Origin of the sequence: Paraniabella aurantiaca (genome assembly GCF_050309965.1) — a bacterium.
In the GTDB taxonomy this organism is placed as follows: domain Bacteria; phylum Bacteroidota; class Bacteroidia; order Chitinophagales; family Chitinophagaceae; genus Niabella.
In genome coordinates, this window is the sequence record NZ_JBLOSY010000001.1 from 1,609,208 (window position 1) to 1,622,690 (window position 13,483).

At 41.9% G+C, this 13,483-nt stretch carries 17 protein-coding genes; 8 read left to right on the forward strand and 9 right to left on the reverse strand.

The annotated features are described in order from the left end of the window. Positions 1 to 2: 2 nt before the first annotated feature. The 3 genes from thiL to ACLOAU_RS06875 all read right to left on the reverse strand — a co-directional run bounded on the left by thiL (position 3) and on the right by ACLOAU_RS06875 (position 2,300). Positions 3 to 1,031, reverse strand: coding sequence for a thiamine-phosphate kinase (gene thiL, locus ACLOAU_RS06865; protein ID WP_427861117.1), 1,029 nt, complete (start codon positions 1,029 to 1,031; stop codon positions 3 to 5). A gap of 161 nt (positions 1,032 to 1,192) precedes the next feature. Beyond that, positions 1,193 to 1,429 carry a four helix bundle protein gene (locus tag ACLOAU_RS06870; protein WP_427861118.1) on the reverse strand — a complete coding sequence of 79 codons (237 nt, stop codon included), beginning with the start codon at positions 1,427 to 1,429 and terminating at the stop codon, positions 1,193 to 1,195. A gap of 97 nt (positions 1,430 to 1,526) precedes the next feature. Next, a complete protein-coding gene (locus ACLOAU_RS06875; RefSeq protein WP_427861119.1) occupies positions 1,527 to 2,300 on the reverse strand; it encodes an inositol monophosphatase family protein in 774 nt (257 codons plus the stop codon). A gap of 122 nt (positions 2,301 to 2,422) precedes the next feature. Between ACLOAU_RS06875 and ACLOAU_RS06880 the strand changes: the two genes are divergently transcribed. The 5 genes from ACLOAU_RS06880 to trxA all read left to right on the forward strand — a co-directional run bounded on the left by ACLOAU_RS06880 (position 2,423) and on the right by trxA (position 6,356). After that, positions 2,423 to 2,626, forward strand: a complete 204-nt coding sequence (locus tag ACLOAU_RS06880) for a hypothetical protein (protein WP_427861120.1) — start codon at positions 2,423 to 2,425, stop codon at positions 2,624 to 2,626. 355 nt (positions 2,627 to 2,981) lie between these two features. After that, positions 2,982 to 4,514, forward strand: coding sequence for a GH3 family acyl-acid amido synthetase (locus ACLOAU_RS06885; protein WP_427861121.1), 1,533 nt, complete (start codon positions 2,982 to 2,984; stop codon positions 4,512 to 4,514). A 40-nt stretch (positions 4,515 to 4,554) separates the two neighbouring features. Next, a complete protein-coding gene (locus ACLOAU_RS06890) occupies positions 4,555 to 5,187 on the forward strand; it encodes a LysE family translocator (protein ID WP_427861122.1) in 633 nt (210 codons plus the stop codon). Between the two features lie 85 nt (positions 5,188 to 5,272). Then, a complete protein-coding gene (mtgA, locus tag ACLOAU_RS06895; RefSeq protein ID WP_427861123.1) occupies positions 5,273 to 5,968 on the forward strand; it encodes a monofunctional biosynthetic peptidoglycan transglycosylase in 696 nt (231 codons plus the stop codon). A gap of 43 nt (positions 5,969 to 6,011) precedes the next feature. Next, positions 6,012 to 6,356 (forward strand): thioredoxin, encoded by a 345-nt coding sequence (trxA, locus tag ACLOAU_RS06900; protein ID WP_427861124.1) that lies wholly within the window; start codon positions 6,012 to 6,014, stop codon positions 6,354 to 6,356. Here trxA and ACLOAU_RS06905 read toward each other — a convergent pair. From ACLOAU_RS06905 to ACLOAU_RS06920, 4 genes are all read right to left on the reverse strand, one after another. Further along, on the reverse strand, positions 6,353 to 6,832 hold the full coding sequence (locus ACLOAU_RS06905; protein WP_427861125.1) for an SRPBCC family protein: 480 nt from the start codon (positions 6,830 to 6,832) through the stop codon (positions 6,353 to 6,355). The genes trxA and ACLOAU_RS06905 overlap by 4 nt on opposite strands. Next, positions 6,816 to 7,418, reverse strand: a complete 603-nt coding sequence (locus ACLOAU_RS06910; protein ID WP_427861126.1) for an AAA family ATPase — start codon at positions 7,416 to 7,418, stop codon at positions 6,816 to 6,818. Before ACLOAU_RS06910 ends, ACLOAU_RS06905 begins: the two co-directional genes overlap by 17 nt. Continuing rightward, positions 7,411 to 8,040, reverse strand: coding sequence for a nicotinamide riboside transporter PnuC (pnuC, locus tag ACLOAU_RS06915; protein WP_427861127.1), 630 nt, complete (start codon positions 8,038 to 8,040; stop codon positions 7,411 to 7,413). The genes ACLOAU_RS06910 and pnuC overlap by 8 nt, the downstream gene beginning before the upstream one ends. An 85-nt stretch (positions 8,041 to 8,125) precedes the next feature. Next, positions 8,126 to 8,722 carry a NifU family protein gene (locus ACLOAU_RS06920; protein ID WP_114790215.1) on the reverse strand — a complete coding sequence of 199 codons (597 nt, stop codon included), beginning with the start codon at positions 8,720 to 8,722 and terminating at the stop codon, positions 8,126 to 8,128. A gap of 287 nt (positions 8,723 to 9,009) precedes the next feature. Between ACLOAU_RS06920 and ACLOAU_RS06925 the strand changes: the two genes are divergently transcribed. The 3 genes from ACLOAU_RS06925 (at position 9,010) to ACLOAU_RS06935 (ending at position 12,095) form a co-directional block, all read left to right on the forward strand. Continuing rightward, on the forward strand, positions 9,010 to 10,719 hold the full coding sequence (locus ACLOAU_RS06925; protein WP_427861128.1) for an OmpA family protein: 1,710 nt from the start codon (positions 9,010 to 9,012) through the stop codon (positions 10,717 to 10,719). 57 nt (positions 10,720 to 10,776) lie between these two features. Next, positions 10,777 to 11,640, forward strand: a complete 864-nt coding sequence (locus ACLOAU_RS06930) for a vWA domain-containing protein (RefSeq protein ID WP_427861129.1) — start codon at positions 10,777 to 10,779, stop codon at positions 11,638 to 11,640. 98 nt (positions 11,641 to 11,738) lie between these two features. Continuing rightward, the gene (locus tag ACLOAU_RS06935) at positions 11,739 to 12,095 is read left to right on the forward strand and encodes an arsenate reductase family protein (protein ID WP_427861130.1); all 357 of its coding nucleotides are present in this window, start codon (positions 11,739 to 11,741) and stop codon (positions 12,093 to 12,095) included. A 2-nt stretch (positions 12,096 to 12,097) separates the two neighbouring features. Here ACLOAU_RS06935 and ACLOAU_RS06940 read toward each other — a convergent pair whose 3' ends face one another. Together ACLOAU_RS06940 and ACLOAU_RS06945 are read right to left on the reverse strand one after the other, a co-directional pair. Beyond that, a complete protein-coding gene (locus tag ACLOAU_RS06940) occupies positions 12,098 to 12,577 on the reverse strand; it encodes a DUF983 domain-containing protein (protein WP_427861131.1) in 480 nt (159 codons plus the stop codon). Positions 12,578 to 12,585: 8 nt separating this feature from the next. Continuing rightward, on the reverse strand, positions 12,586 to 13,461 hold the full coding sequence (locus ACLOAU_RS06945) for a helix-turn-helix domain-containing protein (protein WP_427861132.1): 876 nt from the start codon (positions 13,459 to 13,461) through the stop codon (positions 12,586 to 12,588). Positions 13,462 to 13,483 lie beyond the last annotated feature (22 nt).

Consider the following 13,483-nt stretch of genomic DNA (forward strand, 5'->3'; position numbering starts at 1 on the left):
TATTATTTCAACGGGTTCCATCCCTGGGCTGTAATAGCATGCCTGCCACCTCCTTTGGTGATAATAGTGCAACCCTCTCCGACTTCGGTCATGTAACCAATGATGCTGATATTGGCATTGGCTGATACTTTTTCATAATCATTTTGAGACACCGTAAACAGCAGTTCGTAGTCTTCACCGCCACTCAATGCACAGGTAGTGGGGTCAATTTCAAACTTAAAAGCCGCCAGGCGTGATTCTTCCGCCACAGGTAGCTTATCTTCATACAGCACACAGCCAAGATTGCTTTGCTTGCAAATATGCAAAATTTCAGAGCTGAGCCCATCGCTTACATCCATCATTGCAGTGGGCAAAATTTCCTGTTCTGCAAAAAAATCAACAATATCTTTTCTGGCCTCCGGTTTCAATAAACGGCCTACCACATAAGTTTCTCCCTCCAGGTCTGGCTGTACACCCGGGCTTTCCAGGAAAATTTTCTTTTCTCTTTCTAAAAAAAGCAAACCAATATAAGCGGCACCCAGGTCCCCGCTTACACAAAGCAGATCACCTTTTTGGGCAGTGCTACGCTTTACAAACTGATCTGGTGTCACTTCGCCAATAGCTGTTACTGAAATAACAAAACCTTTTTGCGAAGTTGTTGTGTCGCCTCCCACGAGGTCAACCCCATAATGACTACAGGCGGCATAAACGCCTTCATAAAACTCATCCAGGGCTTCAAGGCTGATGCGGTTACTTAATCCCAGGCTTATGGTTATTTGTGTAGGCGTAGCATTCATGGCGTATACATCGCTAAGATTTACGATCACACTTTTATAGCCCAGGTGTTTGAGAGGTGAATACATTAAATCAAAATGTACTCCTTCCAGCAGCAGGTCTGTAGTAACTACGGTTTGCTTGCCAAAATGGTCTATTACGGCCGCATCGTCGCCTACACCCAGTAGAGACGATGCATTTTGAAGTTCAATATTCCTGGTAAGATGTTCTATCAAACCAAACTCTCCCAAATCGGATATTTCTGTACGTTCTGACATTTTTATGTTTGATGTACGGAGTACGATAGACGCGGTCCGTTTATTGTTTAATTGTTTCTTAATGTTATGAGAGTCGCTACGATTATTCTTAATAAAGTTTCCCCCTCTTTGTAAATACTATTTATTTTTTCTTCAAAAAGAGGATTAAATAGCAAAAGTAATTAAAGAAAAAATAAGCTTTCACCCAGCTCCTCTTCTACTATTTTTAATTTATTGATATGATCTGCTTTTGATTTAGCTCTTCGCGCTGCCCTATAGTTGGCTCCAGTGGAGCTTGCCGACCGTACAATTTGGTTACAATAGGCATTGTTTACCCTGTTTTCAGGCAGGGATTGGGTTAACCTTGCAACATCTATTGCAAACTGTTTGGGTCTTTGCTTCCGCTGTTCAGCATCCATATACTGTGTTTTTCATTAGCAAAAATCGGCGCATATTATATGTGTATATTGCGTAACACAGGCTATTTTTACAATCGTAAACCCGTACATCGTACACTTACTTCACCCCATGAATAACATCAAGCAACTGCTCATGTATCAGTCCATTGGTAGATACGATACGCTGCTCGTAAGGACTATACCTGTTACCTTCAAAATCGGTCACTTTTCCTCCCGCTTCTTCAACAATCAAAAAGCCGGCAGCACTATCCCAGGGTTGTAACTTATGCTCATAAAATCCATCCAAACGTCCTGCTGCCACCCAACAGAGGTCAATGGCGGCAGCACCCAATCGGCGAACCGGAACGCCTTCTCTCACAAAACGTTCGAATACTTCAATTGGTCCGTTATTTTGTTGTATATAAGTATAAGGAAAGCCGGTAACTAAACAACTTTTCATTACATCTGTTTCGGCGCTAACTTTAATGGCTTGCCCGTTTAGCGTAGCTCCCTCGCCCTTCTCGGCAAAAAATAACTCATTCATATGGGGATTATACACCATGCCCAAAATCATTTCGCCCTTAAATTCTACACCAATGGATATACAATTAAGCGGAATGCCATGTGCAAAATTGATCGTGCCGTCAATAGGGTCTATGATCCATTTATAATCAGAGTTTTGAGGAAGCGCCCCTGTTTCTTCTGTTAGTATATAATGCTCGGGGTAAGCTTTCTGTATTACTTCAAGTATTGCTTTTTCTGATGCATGATCGGCTGCTGTAACCAGATTATTACGTCCTTCCTTGTACTTTATTTCGAAGGTCTGGTTAAAATACTTCGATACCTGCTCGCCTCCGGCCATAATGGCGTCGTGTAAAACGGTTTTTAACATGCGGCAAAGATAGGAAAGCGGTACAGAGGGTCATTAAAATACGGGAAAAATACCCTTTTCCTGTCTTTAGTTTTGTGCTTTCTTTGAATGATAATATTGCCTTTCGTTCAAATACCACAATAATGAACCGCACAATGATCAGTTTCCTTACCAATGAGCAAACGCCTCAAAAATTACAGGAGGCATTAAAAAACCTGAAGCAAAACAGGGGAAAAGCAACCGAGGGCAAAAAGGATAAGCTTTTGGTTATCCTGGGTGTATCTTTTTTAGCCGGTATATTCGTTCTCTTTGTATTATTGGTGATTTCTATGTTTATTCTTTATTGAAAAGTGAAACAGTTTGCCAGGAGGCATTTACTTCTTTAAGATGCGGCTTATCTCGCCCTAACCAGCTTATTAATCCATCAGAATCATTTTATTGACCCCGCTCAAAAATCTGTTGTACCGCCAATAAAACTTCTATCCCAAGCAAAGTATATCCCTGCTTTTAGGGTGCAATCATTATATTTGTTTGCAAACACAGATATTGAAAGGAGGAGATTTGAAGGTTGTTTTTGTATAAACCTAAACCATAATAGTCTCTTTCAAGGGATTTTCGGGATCGAATAAAAACGATCAGAAAAACCCATTTTTCACAAAATCGTATCTTGCAACTTTGCTGCACCCACAAGGTAGTAGTTTTATGGCTTCAATTATTGATTTTAAAATACCGAAAGCGATTGCCAGGGCTTTGGGGCTTCCTACCTCCGATGCCCGGAAGCAACAGCGTAGAGTGCTTAAAAAGCTGCTTAAAAAGGCAAGATTTACTGAATTTGGTCAAAAATATAATTTTGACCAGGTGCTGTTAAGCAAAAATGTTGAAAAATCTTTCCAACAGTCTGTACCCATTCACGATTATAATAAGATTTACAACGATTGGTGGGCCCGGACGTTGGATGGCGTTCCGGATGTAACCTGGCCGGGGAAAATTGAATATTTTGCATTAAGCTCCGGCACCTCCGAAGCTGCCAGTAAATACATACCTGTTACCAAAGATTTGTTACGCAGTAATACCATTAACTATGTCAGGCAACTGATAAGTGTGTTTTCTTACCAGGAAGCCAATAAAAAAGCGCTGAGAAAAAGCTTCTTAATGATAGGAGGGACTACCGATCTTCAAAAAAGCGATATTGGTTGGTATGCGGGCGATTTAAGCGGTATCCTGGCTAAGAAGCGGCCCTTCTGGTTCCAGACCTTTTATAAACCCGGCGGACGTATTGCCGCGTTAAAAGACTGGAATGAAAAACTCAAAGAGATAGTAGAGCATGCGCGGGAGTGGGATATTGGCTATATCGTCGGTGTTCCTGCCTGGTGCCAGATGTGTATGGAGATGATCATTGAAAAGTATAAGGTCAACAACATTCATGAGATCTGGCCGAATTTCGGGGTTTTTGTGCATGGTGGCGTTTCTTTTCAACCCTACAAAAAGTCGTTTGAAAAGCTACTGGGTAAGCCAATAGTTTACATTGAAAATTATTTATCGAGCGAAGGGTTTATAGGGTATAAAATGAAGGAGCATGCGTTAGGCATGCAGCTGATTACCAATAATAATATCTTTTTCGAATTTGTTCCTTTCGACAGTAACAATTTCGATGCAGACGGGAATGTAAAACCAGATGCCGAGGCCTTACTTATAGACGAGGTAGAATATGGCAAAGATTATGCGATTTTGCTCAACACCAACGCCGGCTCATGGAGGTACCTCATCGGCGATACGATCCGGTTTTTGAATGTGGAAAAATGTGAAGTGGTGATAACCGGTCGAACCAAACATTTTTTAAGCCTGGTAGGAGAACATTTAAGCGTGGATAATATGAATTGTGCCATCGAAAAGGCCAACAATCATTTTAATATCAGTATTCCCGAATATACCGTAACCGGTTTCCCCTACAAAAATTACTTTGCTCATAAATGGTATATAGCTACCGATGATAATGTGGATTCCGGCGAATTGCTGCAATTCATTGACGATACGCTGAAGGCGATCAATGATGACTATGCAACAGAAAGAACCAGTGCCCTGAGTGATATCTTTATTGAAATTTTACCCGAAGAAAAATTTCTTAAATTTATGGAACTGAGAGGTAAGCTGGGTAGTCAAAATAAGTTTCCCCGTGTAATGAAGGGCAATATGCTCGAAAACTGGGATAAGTTCCTGGCCACAGGTAAAATTTAACTTCGCTCCTTAAAAAAACTTCATTAATCTTGCCGGCACTATGATTGAAGGCTTAATTAAAGGATTAACCTTAGGATTATTGTTAAGCATAGCGGTTGGCCCCGTACTTTTTTCTATCATAAAGCACAGTATCAATGTGGGCCATAAGGGGGGGATCGCATTTGTTGCCGGCGTTTCTGCCAGCGACATTACTTTTGCTTTGGTAAGCAATGTATTCTCCGCTTTATTTCTGGAGATCAGCGAATACAAACAGGGCATAGGCATAACGGGTAGTTTGTTTTTATTGGCATTGGGCATTTACTTTCTTTTCTTTAAAAAAGTAAAGATCAACGAGCAGGGGAAAGCCATACAGATCAATTTCCGTAAAAGAGATTATGCTAAAATGTTCCTTTCGGGGTTCTTAATGAACACCCTGAATCCTTCTGTATTTTTATATTGGCTCATGGCCTCATCGTCCGTAATCAACCACACCATACAGGAACGGGTTGTTATTTTCGCTACCTGCTTATTAATTGTGCTGGCAGCAGATATTACTAAAGTAATGCTGGCCGGTAAAATTCGTAATCGGCTTACACCACACAATATCCAGTTGATTAACCGGATCAATGGTATCATACTAATTGGCTTTTCCATTGCACTGGTTGTAGGCCTGCTGCTTTATAAACCACACTAGCCTCGCACTATTTCACTATCTTTTATGAGAAGGTTCATTGTCTTCAACATATAAACCATTAAACTTTTCTATATATTGCAACGGCATGAAGCTGATTAAAAGAATATGGAGATGGTTTAAGAGAACGTTCATTGTTCTTTTTATTGCCCAGCTTGCTTATGTTGTAGCATTAAAATGGATTAACCCGCCCATCACCATTACCCAACTGGTTAGCCTTGTCCAGGAGCATGGCATCGAAAAAGAATATGTTCCCTTAAGTGAGATGTCGGTAAATGCAGGACTGGCAGTTATCGCTTCTGAAGATCAGCTCTTTCCCGATCATAACGGGTTTGACTGGAAGAGTATTCAAAAGGCGTTGGATTACAACCAAAAGAAGCCCGGGCGCGTGCGCGGAGGCAGCACGATCAGCCAGCAAACGGCAAAGAATGTTTTTTTATGGCAGGGACGTAGCTGGATACGAAAGGGCCTTGAGACCTACTTTACCTTTATGATCGAAAAAATATGGGGAAAAAAGCGGATTTTAGAAGTGTACCTGAATGTAGCAGAAACCGGGAAAGGTATTTTTGGTATGGAAAAAGCTGCTCAGACGTATTTTGGAAAGTCGGTGAAAGAGCTGTCACAAAGCCAGGCCGCAGCCATAGCCGCAGCATTACCCAATCCTAAAAAATATTCAGTAAAACCCATGAGCCCCTATGTATCTGCGCGCAGTAAGAAGATTGTACAGCAGATGAATTTTTTACGGCCCGACAGGGATATACAGGCAATTATTAGCGACAAATAGGCGAATCGTTACTCCATATCACCACACTTAGGCCGTTGAACTGGTGGTCTGCTTTTTGGTTATTTATTGTAGACAAAAAGAACAAAATATGACGTTTAAAGAAATTATCAACCAGGATAAGCCGGTATTGGTAGACTTTTTTGCAGAGTGGTGTGGTCCCTGTAAAATGATGGCGCCGGTATTGGAGCAATTAAAAGAGCGAATAGGCGATGCTGCTACGATCATTAAAATTGATGTAGATAAAAGTCCGCAAGCTGCCAATGCCTACCAGGTACAGGGAGTGCCAACATTGATTGTTTTTAAAAACGGGAAACCGGTTTGGCGGCAGTCAGGTGTACGCCCGCTGGCAGAATTAGAGAGCGTATTAAGATCTAATGCAGCACATTAACCAAAATATTGTTGCAGGGTTTTATAGCGGAAGGAAAAAATACCGTGTAGTTTTTTAGCTACTAAATTTCCTGCAACCAGGCGACCCGCAAAACCCATAGGCAGCTTGTAGCTAACCAGGTCTGTCATCAATACACCCTTCGCATTTTCTTCGAAATGGTGCTCATGGTGCCACATGGCATAAGGTCCCTTACGTTGTTCGTCGATAAAATATTTTTGATGAGCGATATGCGTAATTTCTGTAACCCATTTATTTTTTATTAAAGGAAAGATGGATATCTGGTAAGTAATGAGTTTACCAGGATACATTTCACCATCGTTACCCGAGGTGATCTCAAAGCCAATATTTTCAGGTGTTATACTTTGAAGATTGGCCGGCGTGGCGAAATAATTCCAGGCATCAGCGAGTGAAGCATTCAACTGCTGTGTTGCTTTTAAAATATAAATACCGGAATATTTTTTAGTGCTGATGTTCATACGTTAATTTATCAGTGGCTTCAATAGCTATTTTCAGTCGATCATCATTACTCCCCTTAATTTCCACCCAGGGCGTTGATTGGTTAATAAGAATATCCTTATACATTTTGAACAAGGTTTGCCTGCTTTCCAGGTCGGGGTATTCCCGCAGCTCGTCCTTGGTCCAGGGCAGATCAATGTTACAAAGCAGGTACAGATCATATTTACGCGCCACAATTTCATCCAGTATAAACCGGTGGCATTGGCCAAAAACAAACTCACACCATACTTTCATCACATACATATCGGTGTCGAGAAAAAGTAGTGCCGAAGTCGGTAAGTCCGGAAGTACGGAGCCTGATTCTGTTAGCTTACGGACTTTCCGACTTTCCTGGTTTTCGACCTTACCCACATATTCATCTTCCAAAGCCACCTGTCCCTTTGCTATGGTAGCCAGATTATCAAATGTATAATTGGTGCCGTTTTGCAACAGGTACTCCCGGGCATATTCGGGGCACCAAACGGTATTATAATGAGCTGCCAGTTGTTCGCAAAGTGTGCTTTTCCCCGTGCTCTCCGGTCCTATAATTACAATTTTTTTAATCATTACTCCTATTTAGATAAGCTCTTCTTCGCCACTCCGTCAGTCCTCCTATTGCTAAAATCAGTAAAACAAAATAATAAACGGATGTAAATACCAGCCCTTTTACAAAATATAAAGGCATGCCGCAAATATTAGTAATAATCCACCAGTACCAGCTTTCTACTTTTTTCTTAGCCATCAGCCACATACCGGTAAAGGCACTTGCTGAAGCCAGTGCATCGGCCCAGGGAATAGCACCCGGTGCAAAGGCCTTCTTCAAATAGCTCAATGCAAAAAAAATGCTGAGGTAGAAAAAGGCAAAAAAGGATAGTTGCCCCAGCCATTCTTTTGCCGATGAAAAACGAACCTGAATAATGGCTTGCTGCTGTTTATCTTTGCGGGTCCATAAATACCAGCCATACATATTCATAAGGGTGTAGTAAAAATTTACCGAAGCTTCACCCAGCAAATGATATTTAAAGCTCAACCAGATGTAAATAATGGTATTAAGTAATCCGGTAGGATAAACCAGGATATTTTCTTTACGGCTATACCAAACACTGGCAATACCAGCCAGCACGGCTATATACTCCGGAATGGTGGTGGCTTTGAGACCGCTGATCAACTGGTTAAAAAATTCCTGCAAACGTAGATTTTTTCAAAAGTAAGCTTAAACAAAAAGCTGTGCGGTTGAATGCACAGCTTTTCAAAAAAAACAAAAATTGAAAAAATTATTCTGCTTCAGCTACAACCTCTTTTACTTCCGGGATCATACGCTTCATCATGCCCTCAATACCCGATTTCAAAGTGATCATTGATGAGGGGCATCCGCTGCAGCTACCCTGCATCATCAGGTTCACCACCCCATCGTTATAGCTTTTAAACTGGATAGCTCCACCGTCCATTTCAACAGCAGGCTTTACATAGTTCTCCAGTAATTCTTTAATACGTTTTACTACATCATCATCGTCAGCCAATACTTCGTTGCTGCTTTCTTTTTTAACTTCAACAATCTCATCTTCGTTAATTACCTCCTTACCTTCCTCCAGGTAATCTTTCAAAAACTGGCGGATCGAAGGTGTTACGTCCATCCACTCAGCATCAGGCGTTTTAGTAAGTGTAACAAAATTGCTGGCTATAAAAACAGCTTTAATAAACGGAAAACCAAATAATTCTGTGGCTAACGGTGAAGGTTTAGCACTTTCCGCATCCGGGAAATCGATACTCTTACCAGGATACAAAAGCTTGTTGGCAACAAACTTCATGGTTTCCGGGTTCGGTGTCATTTCTGTATATATGCTGATAACGGGACTTCCTGTTTTAATCATAATTCTGAAAATTAGTATGCAAAGATAACAAATCTTTTGAGGAAAGGTTGGGATTTTGGGCAGGATGTTATCGGCTGGCGGACGATAGCTGGCAGCGGCTGCTCAGGGTACAATATGAACGCATAACTGACATAAAGCACCAGCACGGGTCAGCGCCCATGTCTTCAACAAAATAAAATCCTGATCAGGGGTAACAATTGCTCCAGACATCTGATATACCTGTAAATAACTCACCCAGGGATGCCGAAAACTGCCAGAGTAGGCCTCACGCTAAAAACAGTTATATTATGAAAAAGATGATTATTTTATTATGTGTTTTACAAACAATGATGATTGCTGTAACAGCACAAATCAACTCCAACAGCACCAGCCCCAATCGCTTTGCGGCTTCGCTAAGAGGAGGTTATGATGCACTGCCCTTCTATAACAACAATACACCTTATATTAATTATAAAGGCGGACCCGCTGCAGGAGCCAGCGTCAATTACTATTGGGGGTGGCTGGGGCTGGGAGGCGATTTTGATTATATCCAGAACCGCCCTCAAAGTAATTACCCTACAGGTGCATATGCCGGCAGCGCATTGAATTTGCAAGAAGATAAGATTACCCGTATGTTTTACGGTATCGGACCTTCCTTAAAATACCAACGCAATGATAGGTTTGCCGCTGAATTGTTTCTTCGCGGCGGATTGGCCAGTATAAAAGGCGGGTATACCAATTTGTCAGCTACTTCGCCTGCTCAATTGTTGAACTACCATGTGGGTTATGACGCCAAAAATGTATTATCTGCCAAGGCACAGGCACAATTCAGCTATTATTTTACCCGCTCAGTGGGCGTGCACGCAGGCATTTATTACATGAGGCATTTTAAAACACCGGAACTCACTGATGCCAAACTTGGATTTTCTGCGGCTTACCTGCCCGTTGCCGGAGATAATGCCGGATCACAACCTTCGCTGGCGCAGCGTAGCAATGCCTGCAATTGCGATATTAGTTCTTTGGGTGCTTTTGCAGGTGTTAGCATTCAATTACCTAAAAAAGAAAAGAAGCCCGCACCTAAAGAAGATTGCAATACCTGCGACAATTACGCTTTGGCAGTTACGGCCAGGGACCAGTATACCAATGAAGTACTACCCAATACGGATGTAGTGATTAAAAATGTGTACGGAGAAATTATTCATGGCGGTACCACGAATAATTATGGTGTGATCGTATTTAGTAATATCCGTCCTGATAATTATTCAATTGCAGGAAAACTGTTCGATGTTGATCTGAAGGGTACTGCAGCTAATAAAAACGATTTCAAACCTAACCAAACGTTGCAGAAAGAGATATTGTATACCGATGATCGCTTTATACTTCGCGGGCAGGTGGTGGAGTGTAATGTAGCCAATCCTTTGACAGGAGCTTCTGTAGTGCTGACCAACACGGTAAAGGCAGAGCAAAAAACAACCCATACCAATGATAAAGGCGCTTTCATTTTCCATGCTTTACAAAATGCTACTTATTCGGTATATGCTAAAAAGAATGATTATTTCTCGCAGACAGAAACCATCACCACTCTAAGTTTCGACCGCAATAAAACCCTGTTTATTAAGCTGGAAGTATGTATGGAAAAAACAGACTGTGGTAAGGCCATTATCCTTAAAAATATTTACTACGATCTTGACAAGTTCTTTATAAGAGAGGATGCCAAGCCGGAGCTGAACAAGCTCGCACAGTTTATGAAAGATAACCCCGGTGTAAAGGTAGAATTATCATCACATACTGATTCCAGGGCTTCGGATACCTATAATATGACACTCTCTCAAAAACGTGCGGATGCAGCTGTAGATTACCTTGTATTGCAGGGCATAGAAAAAGTAAGATTGATCCCTGTGGGTTATGGCGAAAGAAGATTACTGAACCGTTGTAAAGATGGAGTGGATTGCAGTGAAGCTGAGCATCAGATCAATCGCCGTACCGAAATTAAAGTAATCTGTCCCGATAACCGCTAGCCCTAACCGGGAGGCTTTCAAACAGCCTCCCATTTTCAACCCTTAAAAATTTTTGTTATGAAAACGCTTTCTACAAAATCACTTACTATATTATTAATATGTATTGCCATGTTTACTACTGTCTCCTGCAAAAAGAACGCAGATCTGTGTGACTACGACGAAGCGCCTACCGGTTGTGCAGCAGGAATGGATGTTGCCTTTTTGATAGACTATACAGGGAGCATGGGCAGCGCAATTGACTCCATAAAAAGTGAGGTTAATACGATTGTTAACACTATTATGGCTGAATCTGGCGGTGATTACCGGTTGGCGCTGGGTATCTTCGACGAATACCCTAAAAAAGGCGGCCCGTCTTATATAGCAAGTCCGGCTTATACAGCGCTACCCGCTGCCCAAAAGAAGATAGTGACAACAGGAACTGCTACCGATCAGCATCTTACGATGATGGAAAAATTTGCACCGGCCAATTCGACCAGTTTTAGCACACAGCTTTCTTTCCTAAATAACAACCCCAATATGCCCATGGGTTGGGGCATTAACGGCCCTGAGCCGGGAGATTTACTGTTGAATGAAATTTTGAATAACAACTTTGCGGGTACATGGCGCAACGGAAATATAACGAAACTCACAATTATTATTACAGATGCGCCGGCCAGCGGCGATGACGATAATGCCAACGCAACCGACGACAGCTTTTTACAAGCACTGGCCGCAACCGCCAATAGTATGGGTGTGCAATGCGTGTTGCTTACCACTTTTAGCGGTAATACCTTATATCCTGCTAATTATCAGCTACAGCTTATCGCCAATAATACCGGAGGGTCTGCTGTTGTGGCGCCTACTTTTAACAATATATCCAAAGATATTATAAGCCAGATCCGGAATATATGCAGCGAAAGTAAAACAGTGCAAAGAAAATAATCACCGAATACTCCCTTCTGCTCTTCTCTGAGACCGTTTCAAAAGTTTGAAATGGTCTCTTTATTTGTAAGGCGGCCATCAACTGCTATCTTTGGCTGATGAAAAAGATCTACTACCTGTCCACCTGCAGCACCTGTGCAGAAATTATGAAGGAAGCAAATATTAGCGAGCAAACGGGTTTTGAGTTGCAGGATATCAGAACCCAGCCCATGACATCAGCACAATTGGACGAAATGAAAAAACTGGCAGGATCTTTTGAATCGCTTTTCAGCCGCCGGGCGCTCAAGTACAAGGAGCTGGGTTTAAAAGATAAAACCCTTACAGAGAAAGAGTATAAAAACTATATATTGGAACACGATACTTTCCTGAAGCGCCCGGTAGTTATACTGGGAGATCAAATTTTTATTGGCAGCGAAAAGAAAAATATAGCTGCACTTAAAGAAGCGTTGAAATAATATTACCAGTTGGCTCCCTGCTCTTTATTCAATCTCTCTGATTGTTTAGGCGGGTTGGTTCGCCAGTTTTTATCGTATCTAACGAAGAAAGAAAGCCATATTGCGCGCGCTAAGCGCATGATCAATGGTTGTAATGAAAGGAGTAAAACGGCGTTAAAAATCAACCAGTAAAATATGCGGTTGTCGTTAACGCTCAGGCCGACAAATACCCACCAGGCAATAAGAGAGGCAACGCTTAACGCAATTGATAAGCCATAGCTGATATAACCGCTGCCGTAGTAAAAGCCCACTTCCAACTCAAAAGGTTGCCCGCAAACCGGGCAGGGTTCGTTCATTTTCATAATGCTCGACAACTTGTACGGGTTCCGTTCGACAAACAAATTACCCTTGCGACAGCGCGGGCATTTGCATTGCAGCACTTTTAAAAAACTGGGTTTGTTTTCTTCTGACTGTTGAACGGAGGGAATTGTTTGTGTATGCATGATCAATTCTATTTAATCTGTTTTCTAAATTCGAAAGGTGTAAGTCTGGTCGCTTTTTTAAAGAAGCGGTTAAAGTAAGAAGCGTCTTTAAAATTGAGGTTCCAGGCAATTTCTGCTGCTGTCATTTCGTCGTTTACCAAAAGCCGCTTTGCTTCCAGCACCACGCGGTCGCGTATCAGTTCCCCGGCAGTTTGACCGGTCAAGTCCTGGCATAAAGCATTTAAGTGATGCGGCGTAATGTACATCAGCCCTGCATATTCATTTGGCAACTTTAATTGCCGATAATTTTTTTCGATCAGGTTCCTGAACGTTTTTAATGTCAATACCTTTTGATGGGGAACGGTATTAGCTACTTTTTTCCCGGATGCTTCATCGGCCAGGATCAGGAAACGTAATAGTAATACCCTGATCAGGTCTTCATGAGCCTGCCCATCTTCAGCAGCCTTCAGCATTTGACCCATTAACCTTTCACCCTCCTTAAATGCCGGGGCATTTAGCTGAATGACTCCTTCGTCACAATTGCCGCTGAAAAAGGTGAACTGGTCCAAATAAGCCGAGTTCAATAAAAACGATTTGAAAAAGCTTTCTGAAAAGTTCACGATATAGCCTTCTACTTTTCCTTCAAACTGCCAGCCATGAACCTGGCTAGGGATCATAAAATATGCCTGACCCGCCTGTACCGGGAAGGTTTTAAAATCGATGGTATGAGTTCCCTGTCCTGCGGTAAACAATACAATATGATAAAAAGCGTGCCGGTGCGGATAGTTCAGTTTTGCATAGTGCCGACTGATATATTGAGCAAAATCTTCTACAAGAATATCCTCATCCGGTGGCGTTGGCGAAGCGCTGATATTGCAGATGTTATATACCGGGAACTTTGTCATAGCTAATGTAATACAATGCAAA

Excerpts from the sequence above, each read along its gene's own strand:
- ACLOAU_RS06920 (WP_114790215.1), bottom strand. The coding sequence starts at position 8,722 with ATGATTAAAACAGGAAGTCCCGTTATCAGCATATATACAGAAATGACA.
- ACLOAU_RS06905 (WP_427861125.1), bottom strand. The coding sequence starts at position 6,832 with ATGAACATCAGCACTAAAAAATATTCCGGTATTTATATTTTAAAAGCA.
- ACLOAU_RS06910 (WP_427861126.1), bottom strand. The coding sequence starts at position 7,418 with ATGATTAAAAAAATTGTAATTATAGGACCGGAGAGCACGGGGAAAAGC.
- ACLOAU_RS06880 (WP_427861120.1), top strand. The coding sequence starts at position 2,423 with ATGAACCGCACAATGATCAGTTTCCTTACCAATGAGCAAACGCCTCAA.
- mtgA (WP_427861123.1), top strand. The coding sequence starts at position 5,273 with ATGAAGCTGATTAAAAGAATATGGAGATGGTTTAAGAGAACGTTCATT.
- ACLOAU_RS06870 (WP_427861118.1), bottom strand. The coding sequence starts at position 1,429 with ATGGATGCTGAACAGCGGAAGCAAAGACCCAAACAGTTTGCAATAGAT.
- ACLOAU_RS06875 (WP_427861119.1), bottom strand. The coding sequence starts at position 2,300 with ATGTTAAAAACCGTTTTACACGACGCCATTATGGCCGGAGGCGAGCAG.
- ACLOAU_RS06940 (WP_427861131.1), bottom strand. The coding sequence starts at position 12,577 with ATGCATACACAAACAATTCCCTCCGTTCAACAGTCAGAAGAAAACAAA.
- ACLOAU_RS06925 (WP_427861128.1), top strand. The coding sequence starts at position 9,010 with ATGAAAAAGATGATTATTTTATTATGTGTTTTACAAACAATGATGATT.
- ACLOAU_RS06930 (WP_427861129.1), top strand. The coding sequence starts at position 10,777 with ATGAAAACGCTTTCTACAAAATCACTTACTATATTATTAATATGTATT.
- ACLOAU_RS06890 (WP_427861122.1), top strand. The coding sequence starts at position 4,555 with ATGATTGAAGGCTTAATTAAAGGATTAACCTTAGGATTATTGTTAAGC.
- ACLOAU_RS06935 (WP_427861130.1), top strand. The coding sequence starts at position 11,739 with ATGAAAAAGATCTACTACCTGTCCACCTGCAGCACCTGTGCAGAAATT.
- ACLOAU_RS06945 (WP_427861132.1), bottom strand. The coding sequence starts at position 13,461 with ATGACAAAGTTCCCGGTATATAACATCTGCAATATCAGCGCTTCGCCA.
- ACLOAU_RS06885 (WP_427861121.1), top strand. The coding sequence starts at position 2,982 with ATGGCTTCAATTATTGATTTTAAAATACCGAAAGCGATTGCCAGGGCT.
- thiL (WP_427861117.1), bottom strand. The coding sequence starts at position 1,031 with ATGTCAGAACGTACAGAAATATCCGATTTGGGAGAGTTTGGTTTGATA.